We start from the raw sequence: 16,277 nt of genomic DNA, 5'->3' as shown, positions 1-16,277 counted from the left end.
GCCGCCGACGGGCCGACCCGCCCCTGCTGGTGGCGCCTGGCCGCCCGGCACCCCGCCGCAGGGGGCCGGGCGATCGCGAACGGCTGCCCGGCCGGCCTCACCTCTTCACGGGACCTCCCGCGGCCCGCACCGACTTGGTGATGGCCTTCCACTTCTTCAGCCGGGCGGAGGCCAGCCGGGCGTCCGAGCGGGAGGCGATCCACTCGTTCTCGCGCTGGAGCTTGAGATAGCTGTCCATCCGGCGCTGCGGCAGGGTGCCGTCCTCCAGCGCGGCCCGCACCGCGCAGCCGGGCTCGGTGTGGTGGCCGCAGTCGTGGAAGCGGCACTCCTCGGCCAGCTCCGCGATGTCGGCGAAGGCCATCGCCACCCCCTCGCCACCATAGAGGCCGACCTCGCGCAGGCCGGGCGTGTCGATCAGTACCCCGCCGCCGGGCAGCGGGATCAGCTCGCGGGTGGTCGTGGTGTGACGGCCCTTCTGGTCGGCCGCGCGGGCCTGCTGGACGGCCATCACCTCGGCGCCGGCCAGCACATTGGTCAAGGTGGACTTGCCCACGCCGGACTGGCCGATCAGCGCGGTGGTGCCGGGCGTGCAGGCGCGCAGCACGTCCACCCCCTCGCCGGTCCCGGCGCTGACGGTCAGCACCGTCACACCGGGCGCGATGCCCTCGACGTCGGCGCGGATGAAATCGGCGTCGTCGACCAGGTCGGCCTTGGTGAGCACGACCAGCGGCTCGGCGCCGGACTCCCAGGCCAGGGCGAGGAAGCGCTCGATCCGGCCGAGGTCCGGTTCGGCGGCGAGCGAGGCGGCGATCAGGACGGTGTCCACGTTGGCGGCCAGCACCTGGCCGTCGGACCGCTTGCCGGCGACCTTGCGGATGATCGCGGTGGAGCGCGGCAGCAGCGCGGCGACGGTGGGCATCGGCGCGGCCGCCAGGTCCACCGCCGCCCAGTCGCCGGTGCAGGGGCAGTTGATCATGTCGGCGTCGCCGACCGGCCGGGTGTCGGCCCGGACGGTGCGCAGCTCACCCGTCCCGGGGTCGGTCAGCACGGCGTCGCACTGGCCGCGGTCGACCCGGACGATCCGGGCAGGGGTCAGCCCGGCCTCGGCGAGCGGCGCGAAGAGCTCGTCGAGCGTGGACGTCCAGCCGTAGCCGGACAGCGGGGAGCCGGAGGAGTCGGAGAAGGTGACGGATTCGGAGGCAGCGTTGAACAACGCAGTGGGCCCTTCGGGAGGAACGTGATCCCGGCGGGCTGCGGCTGCGTGAGACGAGGAGTCGGGCGTCTCGGGTGCGTCAGCCGGCGGCCGGGAGGGGGAGGTGGTCTATGCGAGCGCTGCCCAGGGCAGCCGTGACGGCAGTGACAGCCACGAGGCTCACCTCCTGTTTCTCTCCTTGGGCCGCGACAACGGCCCCGAATCGGACTGGTCACACCGTAGCCAACGCCTCCGAGGCCGCCAACCGATTTTTGACCTGCGGTTTTCGACGGCCGCCGCACCGGCGCGGCCGCCCGGACAAGCCCTACGACGGACCGCCGAAACGGTGCCGCAGGCCGGGGTCGTCCAGCCACCAGGGCCGCATGCCCTGCTCCTCCTCGGCCGGCCCGCCCGCCGCCTTCGCCTCGGCGGCCGCCGCCTCGAAGCGGGCGTCCAGCGCCGCGTCCACCGCGGCGTTCTCCTCCCGCCCCTGCACGATCATGCGGCGGACCAGCGCGACCAGGAACGGCAGCCCGACCAGGTCCCCGAGCACCCAGAGCACGTTGCCGCCCCAGGTCTGGTCCTGTGCCGGGCTCGGCCCCCACGGCCGGCCGAGCGCCTCGTAGTAGTGCCCGGCGACCAGATGGCCGCCGTAGATCAGCACCAGGCCGAGCGCCGCGTCGAAGATCACCTCGGCGAAGGTGATGAACAGCCCGACCAGGTGCGGGTACTCGTGCCCGACCGGGTCGATCTGCAGTCGCGGCCAGAAGTACGCCAGGCCGAGCGCGACCAGCACGAGGTGCAGGGCGGCGTTTCCCAGCCCGCTGGCCAGCGACTCCTGGTACCAGGGGGTGAAGTAGAGCAGCCACGGCGGGGCCATCAGCAGCGCGGTCGACACGGCCGGGAACATCAGCACCTTGGACGGGCGGCCGCGCAGCGCCCGCAGGATCCGCTCCCGGCGGGCCGGGGGCGAGGAGCGCACCAGCAGCGAGACCGGTGCCCCCAGCGCCAGCAGCAGCGGGACCAGCATCAGCAGCAGCACCACCTGCACGGCCCGGTCGGTGAACAGCACCCGCTCGTACACCCCGAGGCCGGAACAGGTGGCCCAGACCCAGAGCAGCAGCCCGCCGAGGAAGGCCGCGGTCCGGGTCGGCTGCCAGCCCTCACCCGACACCGCGCCCGTACCGGCGCCCGCGCCCGCGCCCGCGCCCGCGCGCGTGACGGTCCGCACCGCGTACAGGTACCAGCCGCCGAGCAGCACCGCGAGGGTGAGCACCAGCGGCTCGGCCGTCCACGAGGTCACCAGGTCGGCCCACTGCCAGGGCGGCGGTCCGTGGTAGCCGATCGCCTGTACCGAGCCGTCCATCCGTCCGTCACCCCGTTCTCGCTCCACCGCGACCGCGCCGCCGTCACCGCCCGCCGTCAGCGCACGGCCGTCAACCCGCGGCCGTCACCCGGGCGGGCGACGGCGCCCGGCCATGATGGCCGATCCCGAGTGGATCACCACCGCCAGGGTCCCCCGGACGGGCGAATCCCGGCGCAGGCCCACGGCCACCCACGGCCACCCGGCTCCCAACCGATGACCCAGGGCTACGGCCCGGAACCGGGCCCGCAGGACCGGCCCACCGGGGCCGGCCCCGAAAACCGCAACCGCCCGGCCACCGCCTTCGTCTGGGAGGATGCACCGCGGCATTCCGGCCACGGGGGTGGACAAGGGGACAACAGGGTGCGAAGCAGTGCACGCGGCGAGGGCCGCCGGCTGGCCGCGCGCCACCGCAACATCGAGCTCGGCCTGCTGGCCCTCGCGGTGGTGGTCTGTCTCGCCGGACACGTCGACGCCGACCTGGCGATGACCGGGAAGCTGCCGCCCGGCCTGCTGGTGCACGGCGGCGGCCTGGGTCTGCTGGTCCTGGCCGCCCATCTGGCGGTCCGCCGGTTCGCCCCGTACGCGGACCCGCTGATCCTGCCGCTCGCGGTGCTGCTGAACGGGCTCGGGCTGCTGCTGCTCGACCGGCTCGACAAGTCGTACGCGGCCGTGCACGCGGCCAAGGGCGACTACCAGAAGCTGCCGACCGCGCCGTCCCAGCTGACCTGGGTGGTGATCGCGGTGGTGGCGGCCGTCGCGCTGATCGTGACGATCCGGCACCACCGGTTCTTCCAGCGCTACGTCTACCTGATCATGGCGGGCGCGCTGGTCCTGCTGGCCGCTCCCGCGTTCTTCCCGGGCGACAGCTTCGGGGCCAAGCGCTGGATCCGGGTGGCCGGGCTCTCGTTCGAGCCGGACGAGTTCGTCAAGGTCGCCATCACCGTCTTCTTCGCCGGCTATCTGATGGCCTCCCGGGACGCGCTGGCGCTGGCCGGCCGCAAGGTCTGGGGACTGACCCTGCCGCGCGGCCGGCACGCCGGGCCGGTGCTGGCGATCTGGGTGGCCAGCCTGCTGGTGCTGGTCTTCGAGCGCGACCTCGGCACCTCGCTGATCTTCTTCGGTGTCTTCGTGGTGATGCTGTACGTGGCGACCGAGCGCACCAGCTGGATGGTGCTCGGCCTGCTGATGGCCGTCGGGGGCGCGGCCGTGGTCGGCACCCTGGAGCCGCATGTGCACGGCCGGGTGGAGGCCTGGCTGCACCCGCTGGACATCTACCTGCCGGTCCACGACAAGGCGCTGGTCTCCGACCAGCCCGCCGAGGCGCTGTTCAGCCTGGCCACCGGACATCTGACCGGGACGGGGCTCGGCGAGGGCCGGCCCTGGCTGATCGGCTTCGCCGGGCGCAGCGACTTCATCTTCACCACCATCGGCGAGGAGCTGGGCCTGACCGGGGTGACGGCGGTGCTGCTGGTCTACGGGCTGCTGGTGCAGCGCGGGCTGCGGACGGCGGTCGGGCTCTCCGACCCGTTCGGCAAGCTGCTGGCGACCGGGCTGTCCGCGGCGCTGGCGCTCCAGGTGTTCGTGGTGGTGGGCGGGGTCAGCGGGCTGATCCCGCTGACCGGCAAGGCGCTGCCGTTCCTGGCGGCCGGCGGCTCGTCGATGGTGGCGAACTGGCTGATGATCGCCCTGCTGGTCAAGCTGAGCGACTCGGCCGGCCGGACCGCCCTGGAGCCGCCACCGGTGTCGAACCTGGTGACGGCGGCGGTGCCGGCGGTCTAACGGCCCGACCGCGCTACCGCTGCTCCCACGGCGGCCGGGGCGGATAGCTGGGCAGGGTGCGGTCGGGCGGCGGCGCGGTGGGCCGGTCGCTGTCCGGCGGGGGCGGGGTGGGCCGGTGGTGCGGTCCGCCGCGCGCGGTGATCCGGCCGCGGACGTTGTCGGCGGCCAGCACGTCGGCCCAGCGCTCGGGGTACTCGGAGGGCACGTCGACGTCGTCGCCCTCGTCCTCGTAGTACTCCTCCTCGGCGCCCTCGGCGAGGCCGAGTTCACGGGCCCGGCGGGCCCGCTCGACGGCGCGGCGGGCGGCGACCTCGCGGACCACCGCGGCGGCGGCCTCCTCGTTGGCGCGCTCGTTCTCGGCGCGGGCGTCGGCGGTCTCCAGGGTGGGCCAGCGCCGGTCTATGGCGGCGTTCATGGCGGCGCCGATGAGCACCGCGAGCGCGACCACGAAGATCCACAGCAGCACGGCCACCGGCGCGGCCAGCGAGCCGTACACCGAGGGGCCCTCGACCGAGCTGACCAGGTAGAGGCGCAGGGCCACGCTGCAGAACACCAGGACGACCAGGGCCACCAGCGCACCGGGGATGTCCTCCCGCCAGGGCGTGGAGACCGGCACGGCGAGGTGGTAGAGCGTGGTGAGGAAGACGATCAGCAGCAGGATGGCGAACGGCCAGTAGGCGGCGTTGACCAGTGTCGCGATGTCGGGGACGGCGTTCAGCACCAGCCCCGGGCCGGCCAGCAGCAGCGGCAGCACCAGGGAGCCTATGACCAGGGCGCCGAGATAGAGGCCGAGCGACATCAGCCGGGTCTTGACGATGCCGCGCTTGCCGTCGAGCCCGTACATCACGGTGATGGTGTCGATGAAGATGTACAGCGCCCGGGAGCCGGACCAGAGCGAGAGCAGGAAGCCGATCGAGATCAGGTCTGGCCTGGTGTGGTCGAAGACGTCGTTCAGCAGGGGGACCACGACCTGCTTGATCGACGAGTCCGACAGGACCGTCCCGGCCGCCTTGACGATGTCCTGCTTCAGCCTGTCGATGGTGCCCGCGCCGAGGAACTCGTCCAGGTAGCCGAGGGTTCCGGCGAGGCAGAGCAGCAGGGGCGGGATCGAGAGCAGGGTGAAGAACGCCGCCTCGGCCGCCAGGCCGGTGACCCGGTACTCGACACAGGTGTTGGTGGTGTCCTTGACCAGCCCCCAGGCCGTACTGCGCCAGGTGGCCTGCTTCCTGACCCCCCGCCGGGAGCCCTTGCCCCGACGACGGGAGGGCCGCTCGGGGTTCGGTCTCGTCGTTTCGCCTGCTGGTTGCACAGGGCTAACGGTATCGGGCCGGAACCGGTCCGTTGATCTCCGTGTCGCGGTACCGGCGCGAGGGCCCGCGCCGGGGGCGGAATCCGACGAGCGGCGGGAACGCTCCGACATCTCGGCATGCGAAACCTTTACGTCCATTATACGGACGTTAGTGGACCGCGAGTCGTGCTCCGTGCGAATCTCTTGTCCATGCCTAGCGCCGGAACCACCCTAGTTGGTCGACTCCACGTCGATCTCCTTCGCGTGTCCAGCGCCATCTGTCCGGTGACCTGAGCCTTACCCCGCCGCCACCCACCGCCCCCGGCGCCACCTCTCGCCATCCCCGCCGAAGCGGATGCGCAGGCGCCCGCCCGGCCACGGCCACTGCTCCCCCGGTCCTGAGAAACCCGCAGGTCACAGCAGCAGCGCACGGCCGAGCACGCCCAGCGACCCACCCGGCGTCAGAGCCACCTGCCTCCGAAGGACTTCACCATGGCCACCACTCCCGAGACCGCCGAGCCCACGGCCGACAGCGCCGGCGCGCGCCGCCCCGCGGCGGCTCGCAAGGTGACCCGCCACCGCGGCGAGGGCCAGTGGGGCATGGGCCACTTCACGCCGCTGAACGCCAACGAACAGTTCAAAAAGGACGACGACGGTCTCAACGTACGGACACGTGTTGAGACGATCTACGCGAAGCGCGGCTTCGACTCGATCGACCCCGCCGATCTGCGCGGCCGGATGCGCTGGTGGGGTCTCTACACCCAGCGCAAGGAGGGCATCGACGGCGGCAAGACCGCGATCCTGGACCCGCACGAGCTCGACGCCGAGTACTTCATGCTCCGCGTCCGCATCGACGGCGGCCGGCTCACCGTCGCCCAGCTGAAGGCGATCGCCGAGGTCTCCGAGCAGTACGGCCGCAACACCGCCGACCTGACCGACCGGCAGAACATCCAGTACCACTGGATCAGGATCGAGGACGTCCCCGCGATCTGGCAGAAGCTGGAGGCCGTCGGCCTCTCCACCACCGAGGCCTGCGGCGACACCCCGCGCGTCATCCTCGGCTCCCCGGTGGCCGGCATCGCCGAGAACGAGATCATCGACGGCACCTCCGCCATCGAGGAGATCCAGCGCCGTTTCATCGGCAACCCGGACTTCTCCAACCTGCCGCGCAAGTTCAAGTCCGCCGTCTCCGGCTCCCCGCTGCTGGACGTCGCGCACGAGATCAACGACGTCGCCTTCGTCGGCGTCGTCCACCCCGAGCACGGCCCCGGCTTCGACCTCTGGGTCGGCGGCGGGCTCTCCACCAACCCCAAGCTCGGCGTACGCCTGGGCGCCTGGGTCCCGCTGGACGAGGTCGCGGACGTCTACGGCGGCGTCATCGGCATCTTCCGCGACTACGGCTACCGCCGGCTGCGCAACCGCGCCCGGCTGAAGTTCCTGGTCGCCGACTGGGGCGTGGAGAAGTTCCGCCAGGTCCTGGAGGACGAGTACCTCAAGTACCGGCTCGTCGACGGCCCGGCGCCGAGCGAGCCCAGCGGCCGCTGGCGCGACCACGTCGGCGTGCACCGGCAGCAGGACGGCCGCTACTACGTCGGCTTCGCGCCGCGCGTCGGCCGGGTCGACGGCCGACTGCTCGGCCGGATCGCCGACCTCGCCGCCGAGCACGGCAGCGACCGGCTGCGCACCACCGCCGAGCAGAAGATGATCGTCCTCGACATCGCCGAGGACCGGGTCGAGTCGCTGGTGGCCGGTCTGGAGGCGCTGGACCTGCGGGTCACCCCGTCGCCGTTCCGCCGCGGCACCATGGCCTGCACCGGCATCGAGTACTGCAAGCTCGCCATCGTCGAGACCAAGGAGCGCGGCCGCACGCTCATCGACGAGCTGGAGAAGCGCCTGCCGGACTTCGAGGAGCCGCTGACCATCAACATCAACGGCTGCCCCAACGCCTGCGCCCGCATCCAGGTCGCCGACATCGGCCTCAAGGGCCAGCTGGTCACCGACGAGAACGGCGAGCAGGTCGAGGGCTACCAGGTGCACCTGGGCGGCGCGCTGGGCCTGGAGGCCGGCTTCGGCCGCAAGGTCCGCGGGCTCAAGGTCACCAAGGACGGCCTGCCCGACTACGTCGAGCGCGTTCTGACCCGCTACCAGGCCGACCGCGCCGAGGGCGAGCGCTTCGCCCAGTGGGCGGCCCGGGCCGGCGAGGAGCAGCTCTCGTGAACGAGCGAAGCGGACGAGCCGGCGAGGTGGGCGCATGAGTGAGCGAGCGGCACCGTTCTTCTGCCCGTACTGCGGCGACGAGGACCTGCGGCCCTCCGAGGCCGGGCACGGCGCCTGGGAGTGCCACGCCTGCCGCCGGGCCTTCCAGCTGAAGTTCCTCGGCCTGCTGTCGACGACCAACGGGGGTGGGCCGCATGACCGGCACGACGCCTGACCACGAGGCGCTCGCCGTCCGGGCCGCCCGCGAGCTGGAGGAGGCGACCCCGCAGGAGATCCTGGCCTGGGCCGCCGACACCTTCGGCAAGCGGTTCTGCGTCACCTCCTCCATGGAGGACGCGGTCGTGGCCCACCTCGCCTCCTCGGTCCTCCCCGGCGTGGACGTGGTGTTCCTCGACACCGGCTACCACTTCCCGGAGACCATCGGCACCCGGGACGCGGTGGCGGCGGTGATGCCGGTCAACGTCATCACCCTCAAGCCGCTGCAGACCGTGGCCGAGCAGGACGCCCGGTACGGGCCCGCCCTGCACGACCGCGACCCCGACCTGTGCTGCGCGCTGCGGAAGGTCGAGCCGCTCAACCGCGGCCTCGGCGGCTACGACGCCTGGGCCACCGGGCTGCGCCGCGACGAGTCGCCCAGCCGGGCGAACACCCCCGTGGTCGCCTGGGACGCCAAGCGCCGCAAGGTCAAGCTCGCCCCGATCGCCCGCTGGACGCAGGAGGACGTGGACGCCTACGTCAACGCCAACGGCGTCCTGCTCAACCCGCTGCTGTGGGAGGGCTACACGTCCGTCGGCTGCGCGCCGCTGTCCTGCACCCGCAAGCCCGCCGAGGGCGAGGACGCCCGGGCCGGCCGCTGGTCGGGATCCGGCAAGACCGAGTGCGGCATCCACCTCTGATCCACCGTCAACACCCCTATGGAGACTTCACCGTGACGACAGCCCCTGTGTCCATCAGCGGCTCCGCCGCGGGCCCGGCCGCCGACGGAGCCGCAGGGACGGCCCGCGCGGCCGCCCCCCGCGAGCGCGGCGCCACCGTGTGGCTGACCGGGCTGCCGAGCGCCGGCAAGACCACGCTCGCCTTCGCCCTGGCCGAGCGGCTGCGCGCCGAGGGCCACCGGGTCGAGGTCCTGGACGGCGACGAGATCCGCGAGTTCCTCTCCAAGGGCCTCGGTTTCACCCGCGAGGACCGCCACACCAACGTCACCCGGATCGGCTTCGTGGCCGAGAAGCTCGCCGCCCACGGCGTCAAGGTGCTCGCCCCGGTCATCGCCCCGTACGCGGACTCCCGCACCGCCGTCCGCGAGCGGCACGCCGCGGCCGGCACCGAGTTCCTGGAGATCCACGTCGCCACCCCGGTGGAACTCTGCGCCGAGCGCGACGTCAAGGGGCTGTACGCGAAGCAGGCGGCCGGCGAGATCTCCGGCCTGACCGGTGTCGACGACCCGTACGAGGCCCCGGAGAACCCGGAGTTGCGCCTCCAGACCCAGGGCCGCGAGGTGGCCGACTCCGCCGCCGAGCTGCACGCCTTCCTGACCGAGAGGGGCCTCGCATGACCACCGCGACCGACAGCCCGGTCCACACCGACGACGGTTCGAAGAACCCCTTCGCGCTGTCCCACCTGGACGCGCTGGAAGCGGAGTCGGTGCACATCTTCCGCGAGGTCGCGGGGGAGTTCGAGCGCCCGGTGATCCTCTTCTCGGGCGGCAAGGACTCCATCGTCATGCTGCACCTGGCGCTGAAGGCGTTCCGGCCGGCCGCGATCCCGTTCTCGCTGCTGCACGTCGACACCGGCCACAACTTCCCCGAGGTGATCGCCTACCGCGACCGCGTCGCGGCCCGGCACTCCCTGCGCCTGCACGTCGCCCACGTCCAGGACTTCATCGACGACGGCCGCCTGCGCGAGCGCCCCGACGGCACCCGCAACCCGCTCCAGACCGTCCCGCTGCTCGACGCCATCGAGTCCCACAAGTTCGACGCCGTCTTCGGCGGCGGCCGCCGCGACGAGGAGAAGGCCCGCGCCAAGGAGCGCGTCTTCTCCCTGCGCGACGAGTTCGGCGCCTGGGACCCGCGCCGCCAGCGCCCCGAGCTCTGGTCGCTCTACAACGGCCGCCACGCGCCCGGCGAGCACGTCCGCGTCTTCCCGCTCTCCAACTGGACCGAGCTGGACGTCTGGCAGTACATCGAGCGCGAGAACATCGAACTCCCCGAGATCTACTACGCCCACGAGCGCGACGTCTTCTCCCGTTCCGGCATGTGGCTCACCGCCGGCGACTGGGGCGGCCCCAAGGACCACGAACCCGTCGAGCGGCGCCTGATCCGCTACCGCACCGTCGGCGACATGTCCTGCACCGGAGCCGTCGACTCCGACGCCGTCACCATCGCCGACGTCATCGCCGAGATCGCCGCCAGCCGCCTCACCGAACGCGGCGCCACCCGCGCCGACGACAAGCTCTCCGAGGCAGCGATGGAAGACCGCAAGCGCGAGGGGTACTTCTAACCATGACCACCGCAACCGCCACCGCCCTGCTGCGCTTCGCCACCGCGGGATCGGTCGACGACGGCAAGTCCACCCTGGTCGGCCGACTGCTGCACGACTCCAAGTCCGTGCTGGCCGACCAGCTGGAGGCCGTCGAGCGCGCCTCCCTGAGCCGCGGCCAGGACGCGCCCGACCTCGCGCTGCTCACCGACGGCCTGCGCGCCGAGCGCGAGCAGGGCATCACCATCGACGTCGCCTACCGCTACTTCGCCACCCCCCGGCGGCGGTTCATCCTCGCCGACACCCCCGGGCACGTGCAGTACACCCGGAACATGGTGACCGGAGCCTCCACCGCCGAACTCGCGGTCGTGCTGGTCGACGCCCGCAACGGCGTGGTCGAGCAGACCCGCCGGCACGCCGCCGTCGCGGCGCTGCTGCGGGTGCCGCACGTCGTGCTGGCCGTCAACAAGATGGACCTCGTCGACTACGCGGAGCCCGTCTTCGCCCGCATCGCCGAGGAGTTCACCGTCTACGCCGCCTCGCTGGGCGTCAAGGACGTGGTCGCCGTCCCGATCTCCGCGCTCGCCGGGGACAACGTGGTCGAGCCGTCCGCCCACATGGACTGGTACGGCGGCCCGACCCTGCTGGAGCACCTGGAGACGGTGCCCGTCGGCAGCGACCCGAGCGCCGAACCGGTCCGCTTCCCGGTCCAGTACGTGATCCGCCCGCAGACCGAGGAGCACCCCGACTACCGCGGCTACGCCGGGCAGTTGGCCTCCGGTGTGCTGCGGGTCGGCGACGCGGTGACGGTGCTGCCCTCGGGCCACACCACCACCGTCGCGGGCATCGACGCGCTCGGCACCGAGACCGACGTCGCCTGGGCCCCCCAGTCGGTCACCGTCCGGCTCGCCGACGACATCGACATCTCGCGCGGCGACCTGATCGCGGCCGGCCCGGCCCCGGTGCCCACCAAGGACATCGAGGCCACCGTCAGCCACCTCAGCGAGCGCCCGCTGCGCGCCGGTGACAAGGTGCTGCTCAAGCACACCACCCGCACCGTCCGGGCGCTGGTCAAGGACATCACCTACCGCATCGACATCGACACGCTCGAACGGCGCTCCGGCGCCGAGGGGCTGAACGTCAACGACCTCGGCCACGTGGTGCTCCGCACCGCCGAGCCGCTGGCCCTCGACGCCTACTCCGACAACCGCCGGACCGGCTCGTTCCTGCTGATCGACCCGGCCGACGGCACCACCCTCACCGCCGGCATGGCGGGCGAGGCGTTCGACACCGTACGCACCGACGCACCCGACGCATCCAACGAGGAGGACTGGGTCTGATGCCCAGCGAGGCGTTCTCGGGCATGGACAAGGAAGGCGGCCGCATCGGCAGCGGCGTCCTCGGCAGTGGCCAGGGCGGCCTGACCCGATGTGCGGGCCGACAGGGCTGACTGGCAGCCCTGTCACCGGGCCCCGCCGCCGCTGTCCCGCCCCACAGCCGGTACAGCGACGCGGGCCCGGCTTGCCCGGCATCCCGATGCCGCAAGCACCACCGCCCGACTTCCGCCCCGAGACCGCCTCCTGACGGTCCGTCCGTGAACAGGACTCCGCCCATGGCACCGAACCAGGCACTCCCGCACAGCCCGCTTCCCCATAGGCCCGCACGCCCGGCCGCCGGTCGGATCAGACGCTCCGCCGCGGCCGCCATAGCCGGCCTCACCGCCGTGGCCCTGCTCTCGGCCTGCGGCTACGGTTCGAAGAGCGAGGACAAGAAGTCCGGCTCCGCGGCCCCCGCCGCCGGTTCCGCCTCCGGTGCGAAGCTCTCCGCCGACACGGTCAAGATCGGCTACTTCGCCAACCTGACCCACGGCACCCCGCTGGTCGGGCTCCAGGAGGGCATCTTCCAGAAGGAGCTGGGCGCCACCCAGATCAAGACCCAGGTCTTCAACGCCGGCCCGTCCGAGATCGAGGCGCTCAACGCCGGCTCCATCGACATCGGCTGGATCGGCCCCTCCCCCGCGATCAACGGCTACACCCAGTCCAACGGCGAGTCGCTGAAGATCATCGGCGGTTCGGCCTCCGGCGGCGTCAAGCTGGTGGTCAACCCCGACAAGATCTCCTCCCTGGACGACCTCAAGGGCAAGAAGATCGCCACCCCGCAGGCGGGCAACACCCAGGACGTGGCGCTGCTCAACTACCTGGCCGGCAAGGGCTACAAGGTGGACGCCAAGACCGGCGCCGGTGACGTCTCGGTGGTCCGCTCGGACAACAAGGTCACCCCGGACGCCTACAAGCAGGGCTCGATCGACGGCGCCTGGGCGCCCGAGCCCACCGCGTCCAAGCTGGTCACCCTCGGCGCGAAGGTCCTGCTCAACGAGAAGGACATCTGGCCGGACAAGAAGTTCGTGATCACCAACATCATCGTCTCGCAGAAGTTCCTCAAGGAGCACCCGGACGTGGTCGAGGCCGTGCTGCGCGGCTCGGTGAACACCAACGCCTTCATCAAGGCCAACCCGGACAAGGCCAAGGCCGACGCCAACGAGGCCATCAAGAAGGAGGCCGGCAGCGCGCTGGACGCGGCCATCCTCGACCCGGCCTGGCAGGACATCGACTTCCTGGACGACCCGCTGGCCAACACCCTCCAGGCCGAGGCCGACCACGCCGTCACCGCGGGCCTGCTCAAGAAGCCGAACCTGAACGGCATCTACGACCTCACCCTGCTCAACAAGGTGCTCGCGGCCCAGGGCCAGAGCGCCGTGGCGGACGCCGGACTCGGCACCAAGTAGCGCGGCCCGCCCCACCCGCGGCCGGCCGCGTCACACCCGTGGCGCGCCGCCGCGCTCCAAGCTCCGCGGTCCGGACCCCGCCCGCCCGGTCGATGCCCAATCGATGCCCGCAAGCACGGGACGGGCGGGGCCGGACCCCGGCCCCGCGTCGCCAGCCTCTCCCTCCCTGCCCGCCAACGGCAGGAGGGGCCCATGACCACTCATGCAGGAGGTGCCCGGATGTCCCCGGCACTGACCACCTCGGAAGACGCCACCGGCGTCGACGCCCGCGGCGGCTCGCCCGCCGTCCGGATCTCGCACGTGCACAAGTCCTTCGGCCGCGCAGGCTCGGAGACCCCCGTCCTGGACGACATCACGCTCGATGTCGCGCCGGGAGAGTTCGTCACGCTGCTCGGAGCCTCGGGCTGCGGCAAGTCCACCCTGCTCAACCTGGTCGCCGGACTCGACAAGCCCACCGCGGGCTCGATCGAGGTGGCCGGGGGTCGCCCCGCGCTGATGTTCCAGGAGCACGCGCTGTTCCCCTGGCTCACGGCCGGCAAGAACATCGAACTGGCCCTGCGGCTCAACGGCGTGGCCCGCCCCGAACGCAAGGCCGAGGCCGAGCGGCTGCTCGAACTCGTCCGCCTCGGCGGCTCGTACGGCAAGCGCGTGCACGAGCTCTCCGGCGGCATGCGCCAGCGCGTGGCGATGGCCCGCGCGCTCGCCCAGGGCGGCTCGGTGCTGCTGATGGACGAACCGTTCGCCGCGCTCGACGCCATCACCCGGGACGTCCTGCACGACGAGATCACCCGGATCTGGGCCGAGCGGCAGCTCTCCGTCCTGTTCGTCACCCACAACGTGCGGGAGGCCGTCCGGCTCGCCCAGCGCGTGGTGCTGCTCTCCTCCCGTCCCGGCCGGGTCGCCCGTGAGTGGCGGATCGACCTGCCACAGCCGCGCCGGATCGAGTCCGCCGGCGTCGCCGACCTGTCCATCGAGATCACCGAAGAACTGCGTGGGGAGATCCGTCGCCATGGCCAGCACTGACACCACCCCGGTCCTGGACAAGGCCGCGCCCACCGACTCGGCCGACGTCGGGGCCGGCCTGGACGCGCTGGACTCCGTCACCGCGCAGCGCAGTTCGCTCGGCGAGGTGCTCCGGCAGAAGGCGCTGCCGCCGCTGCTCGGCGTGGTGCTGGTGCTCGCCCTCTGGCAGGGCGCCTACAGCCTGCACCTCACCCCCTCGTACAAGCTGCCCAGCCCGGCCGACGTCCTGGGGGCCGCAGGGGACCTCTGGACGGAAGGCACGCTGTTCTCAATCATCTGGACCAGCGTCTGGCGCGGCCTGTCCGGCTTCGTGGTCGCCGTCGTCATCGGCACCCCGATCGGCCTGGTGGTCGCCCGGGTCAAGCCGGTGCGGGCCGCCCTCGGGCCGGTGCTCTCCGGTCTGCAGTCGCTGCCGTCGGTCGCCTGGGTGCCGGCCGCCGTCATCTGGCTCGGCATCAACGACTCGATGATGTACGCGGTGATCCTGCTCGGCGCCGTCCCGTCCATCGCCAACGGGCTGGTGTCCGGCATCGACCAGGTGCCGCCGCTGTTCCTGCGGGCCGGACGGACCATCGGCGCCACCGGCCTGGCCGGGGCCAGGCACATCCTGCTGCCGGCCGCGCTGCCCGGCTACCTGGCCGGCCTCAAGCAGGGCTGGGCGTTCTCCTGGCGCTCCCTGATGGCGGCCGAACTCGTCGCCTCCTCCCCCGACCTGGGCCTGGGCCTGGGCCGGTACCTGGAGAACCAGCGGGAGTTCTCCGACATGGCCGGGGTGCTGCTCGGTATCATCCTCATCCTGTTCGTCGGGATCGCCATCGAGCTGCTGGTGTTCACCCCGATCGAGCGCCGGGTGCTGCGCAACCGCGGCCTGCTGGCCGCCGTCAAGTAAGGCCGCTCCGCATGCTCCGCAGGAACGAAGGCCGGCTGTCCGCCGCCACCGCACCGGTGGTGGCGGGCGGCCCCGCCCTGCTGCTGATCGCCCACGGCAGCCGCGACCCCCGGCACGCCGCGACGGTGGCCGCGCTGGTCGGGCAGGTCCGCGCCCTGCAGCCCGGTCTGGAGGTGGCCACCGCCTACCTGGACCACTGCGCGCCGCGCATCCCGCAGGTGGTCGCCCGCCTCACCGCCGCCGTGGCCGTGCCGCTGCTGCTCAACCGCGCCTTCCACGCCAAGCACGACATCCCCGCCGCCCTGCGCGCGGCCGGCGCCGCCCTGCCCGTGGCGGACGTGCTCGGCCCCTCGCCGCTGCTGCTCGCCGCCCTGGACCGCCGCCTCGCCGAGGCCGGGCTGGACGTCTCCTCCGCCGCCGTCCGGGCCCGCACCGGTGTCGTCCTCGCCGCCGCGGGCTCCTCCGACCCGGCCGCCGACGCCGCCACCCGGGCGGTGGCCGCCGAGTGGCGCCGCACCCGCGGCTGGGCCGCCGCCGAGGTCGCCTACGCCTCCGCCGCCGGGCCCCGCGTCCCCGACGCCGTCGCCGCCCTGCGCGCCGCGGGCGCCCGGCAGGTCGCCGTCGCGCCGTACCTGCTCGCCCCCGGCCTCCTCCCGGACCGCATCGCGACCGCCGCCGAGGACGCCGGCGCCGACCTCCTGGCCGGCGTCCTGGGCCCCGCCCCCGAGGTCGCCCGCCTCCTCCTGACCCGCTACGACGCCGCCCGCCCGGCCACCCTCGCCGCCCCGGCCCGCACCGCCTGAGCCACCCGCAGCGACGGGTACGGGGTCGGTAGCCTCGTGACATGAGTGTCGCCCACGACCGCCAACCCGAACTCCCCGACCTCATCGGGCGACTGAATGCCGGGCAGGCCGAGGAGATCCGCCGTCACACACTCCGCCCGACAGGTGAGGGCGAGACCCCGCCACGCCACCGGCTGAGCTTCACCGGGACAGGCGTCAGCGCCAACCCCAACCTCGCCGCCGAGGCCAAGCGGATCATCCGGACGGAACTGCGCGAGGCCTAGACCACGAGCGACACCCTCGCACGAACGGCCGAACCGGCCGAGACCCGAGGCCCCGGAGGCTGATCTTCCGGCTGGAGACAACGACCCCATCTTGGGAATCCTGCGATCCATCACCATGTTCCAACCGCCACAGGTAGCTCTGTGCTCATGAACTCTCACAATCCGTACCCACGACGGACCTTGCTGGCGTACGATCG

16 protein-coding genes are annotated in these 16,277 nt (G+C 72.5%); 13 read left to right on the top strand and 3 right to left on the bottom strand.

Annotated features, from left to right (window positions below; all coding sequences use genetic code 11):
- Positions 1 to 97: 97 nt before the first annotated feature.
- Positions 98 to 1,213, bottom strand: coding sequence for a ribosome small subunit-dependent GTPase A (gene rsgA / locus ACIQIB_RS24670; RefSeq protein WP_400760639.1), 1,116 nt, complete (start codon positions 1,211 to 1,213; stop codon positions 98 to 100).
- Between the two features lie 304 nt (positions 1,214 to 1,517).
- The gene (locus tag ACIQIB_RS24665; protein WP_400760637.1) at positions 1,518 to 2,558 is read right to left on the bottom strand and encodes a cytochrome c oxidase assembly protein; all 1,041 of its coding nucleotides are present in this window, start codon (positions 2,556 to 2,558) and stop codon (positions 1,518 to 1,520) included.
- Positions 2,559 to 2,918: 360 nt separating this feature from the next.
- Here ACIQIB_RS24665 and ACIQIB_RS24660 point away from each other — a divergent pair, with 360 nt between their 5' ends.
- A complete protein-coding gene (locus ACIQIB_RS24660; protein WP_400657957.1) occupies positions 2,919 to 4,337 on the top strand; it encodes an FtsW/RodA/SpoVE family cell cycle protein in 1,419 nt (472 codons plus the stop codon).
- 13 nt (positions 4,338 to 4,350) lie between these two features.
- Here the strand turns inward: ACIQIB_RS24660 and ACIQIB_RS24655 are convergent, their stop codons facing one another.
- Positions 4,351 to 5,646, bottom strand: a complete 1,296-nt coding sequence (locus ACIQIB_RS24655) for a YihY/virulence factor BrkB family protein (protein ID WP_363609191.1) — start codon at positions 5,644 to 5,646, stop codon at positions 4,351 to 4,353.
- A gap of 117 nt (positions 5,647 to 5,763) precedes the next feature.
- On the opposite strand from ACIQIB_RS24655, the gene ACIQIB_RS24650 reads away from it, so the two are divergent.
- From ACIQIB_RS24650 to ACIQIB_RS24595, 12 genes are all read left to right on the top strand, one after another.
- Positions 5,764 to 5,919 carry a putative leader peptide gene (locus tag ACIQIB_RS24650; protein WP_400760634.1) on the top strand — a complete coding sequence of 52 codons (156 nt, stop codon included), beginning with the start codon at positions 5,764 to 5,766 and terminating at the stop codon, positions 5,917 to 5,919.
- Between the two features lie 198 nt (positions 5,920 to 6,117).
- Positions 6,118 to 7,842 (top strand): nitrite/sulfite reductase, encoded by a 1,725-nt coding sequence (locus ACIQIB_RS24645; protein WP_400760632.1) that lies wholly within the window; start codon positions 6,118 to 6,120, stop codon positions 7,840 to 7,842.
- Positions 7,843 to 7,876: 34 nt separating this feature from the next.
- Positions 7,877 to 8,056 (top strand): hypothetical protein, encoded by a 180-nt coding sequence (locus ACIQIB_RS24640; protein WP_363609195.1) that lies wholly within the window; start codon positions 7,877 to 7,879, stop codon positions 8,054 to 8,056.
- A complete protein-coding gene (locus ACIQIB_RS24635; RefSeq protein ID WP_363609197.1) occupies positions 8,037 to 8,738 on the top strand; it encodes a phosphoadenylyl-sulfate reductase in 702 nt (233 codons plus the stop codon). Before ACIQIB_RS24640 ends, ACIQIB_RS24635 begins: the two co-directional genes overlap by 20 nt.
- A gap of 32 nt (positions 8,739 to 8,770) precedes the next feature.
- Positions 8,771 to 9,394, top strand: a complete 624-nt coding sequence (gene cysC / locus ACIQIB_RS24630) for an adenylyl-sulfate kinase (RefSeq protein WP_400657962.1) — start codon at positions 8,771 to 8,773, stop codon at positions 9,392 to 9,394.
- Complete coding sequence (gene cysD / locus ACIQIB_RS24625; protein WP_363609199.1) at positions 9,391 to 10,338, top strand: sulfate adenylyltransferase subunit CysD; 948 nt, start codon at positions 9,391 to 9,393, stop codon at positions 10,336 to 10,338. Before cysC ends, cysD begins: the two co-directional genes overlap by 4 nt.
- 2 nt (positions 10,339 to 10,340) lie before the next feature.
- The gene (locus tag ACIQIB_RS24620; protein ID WP_363609201.1) at positions 10,341 to 11,657 is read left to right on the top strand and encodes a GTP-binding protein; all 1,317 of its coding nucleotides are present in this window, start codon (positions 10,341 to 10,343) and stop codon (positions 11,655 to 11,657) included.
- Positions 11,658 to 11,929: 272 nt separating this feature from the next.
- Positions 11,930 to 13,102, top strand: coding sequence for an aliphatic sulfonate ABC transporter substrate-binding protein (locus tag ACIQIB_RS24615; RefSeq protein WP_363609203.1), 1,173 nt, complete (start codon positions 11,930 to 11,932; stop codon positions 13,100 to 13,102).
- 192 nt (positions 13,103 to 13,294) lie between these two features.
- Positions 13,295 to 14,125: an ABC transporter ATP-binding protein gene (locus ACIQIB_RS24610; RefSeq protein WP_400760627.1), complete on the top strand. Its 831-nt coding sequence runs from the start codon at positions 13,295 to 13,297 to the stop codon at positions 14,123 to 14,125.
- Complete coding sequence (locus ACIQIB_RS24605; RefSeq protein WP_363609205.1) at positions 14,112 to 15,014, top strand: ABC transporter permease; 903 nt, start codon at positions 14,112 to 14,114, stop codon at positions 15,012 to 15,014. The genes ACIQIB_RS24610 and ACIQIB_RS24605 overlap by 14 nt, the downstream gene beginning before the upstream one ends.
- An 11-nt stretch (positions 15,015 to 15,025) precedes the next feature.
- The gene (locus ACIQIB_RS24600) at positions 15,026 to 15,817 is read left to right on the top strand and encodes a sirohydrochlorin chelatase (RefSeq protein WP_400760625.1); all 792 of its coding nucleotides are present in this window, start codon (positions 15,026 to 15,028) and stop codon (positions 15,815 to 15,817) included.
- Positions 15,818 to 15,858: 41 nt separating this feature from the next.
- Entirely contained in the window at positions 15,859 to 16,080 is a 222-nt protein-coding gene (locus ACIQIB_RS24595) for a hypothetical protein (RefSeq protein WP_400760622.1), read from the top strand.
- The last annotated feature ends 197 nt before the right edge of the window (positions 16,081 to 16,277 follow it).

The sequence above is a fragment of the Kitasatospora sp. NPDC092286 genome, assembly GCF_044755565.1.
GTDB lineage: Bacteria > Actinomycetota > Actinomycetes > Streptomycetales > Streptomycetaceae > Kitasatospora.
Note: the sequence above shows the minus strand (reverse complement) of the source record. Positions and strands in the feature narration are given on the sequence as shown.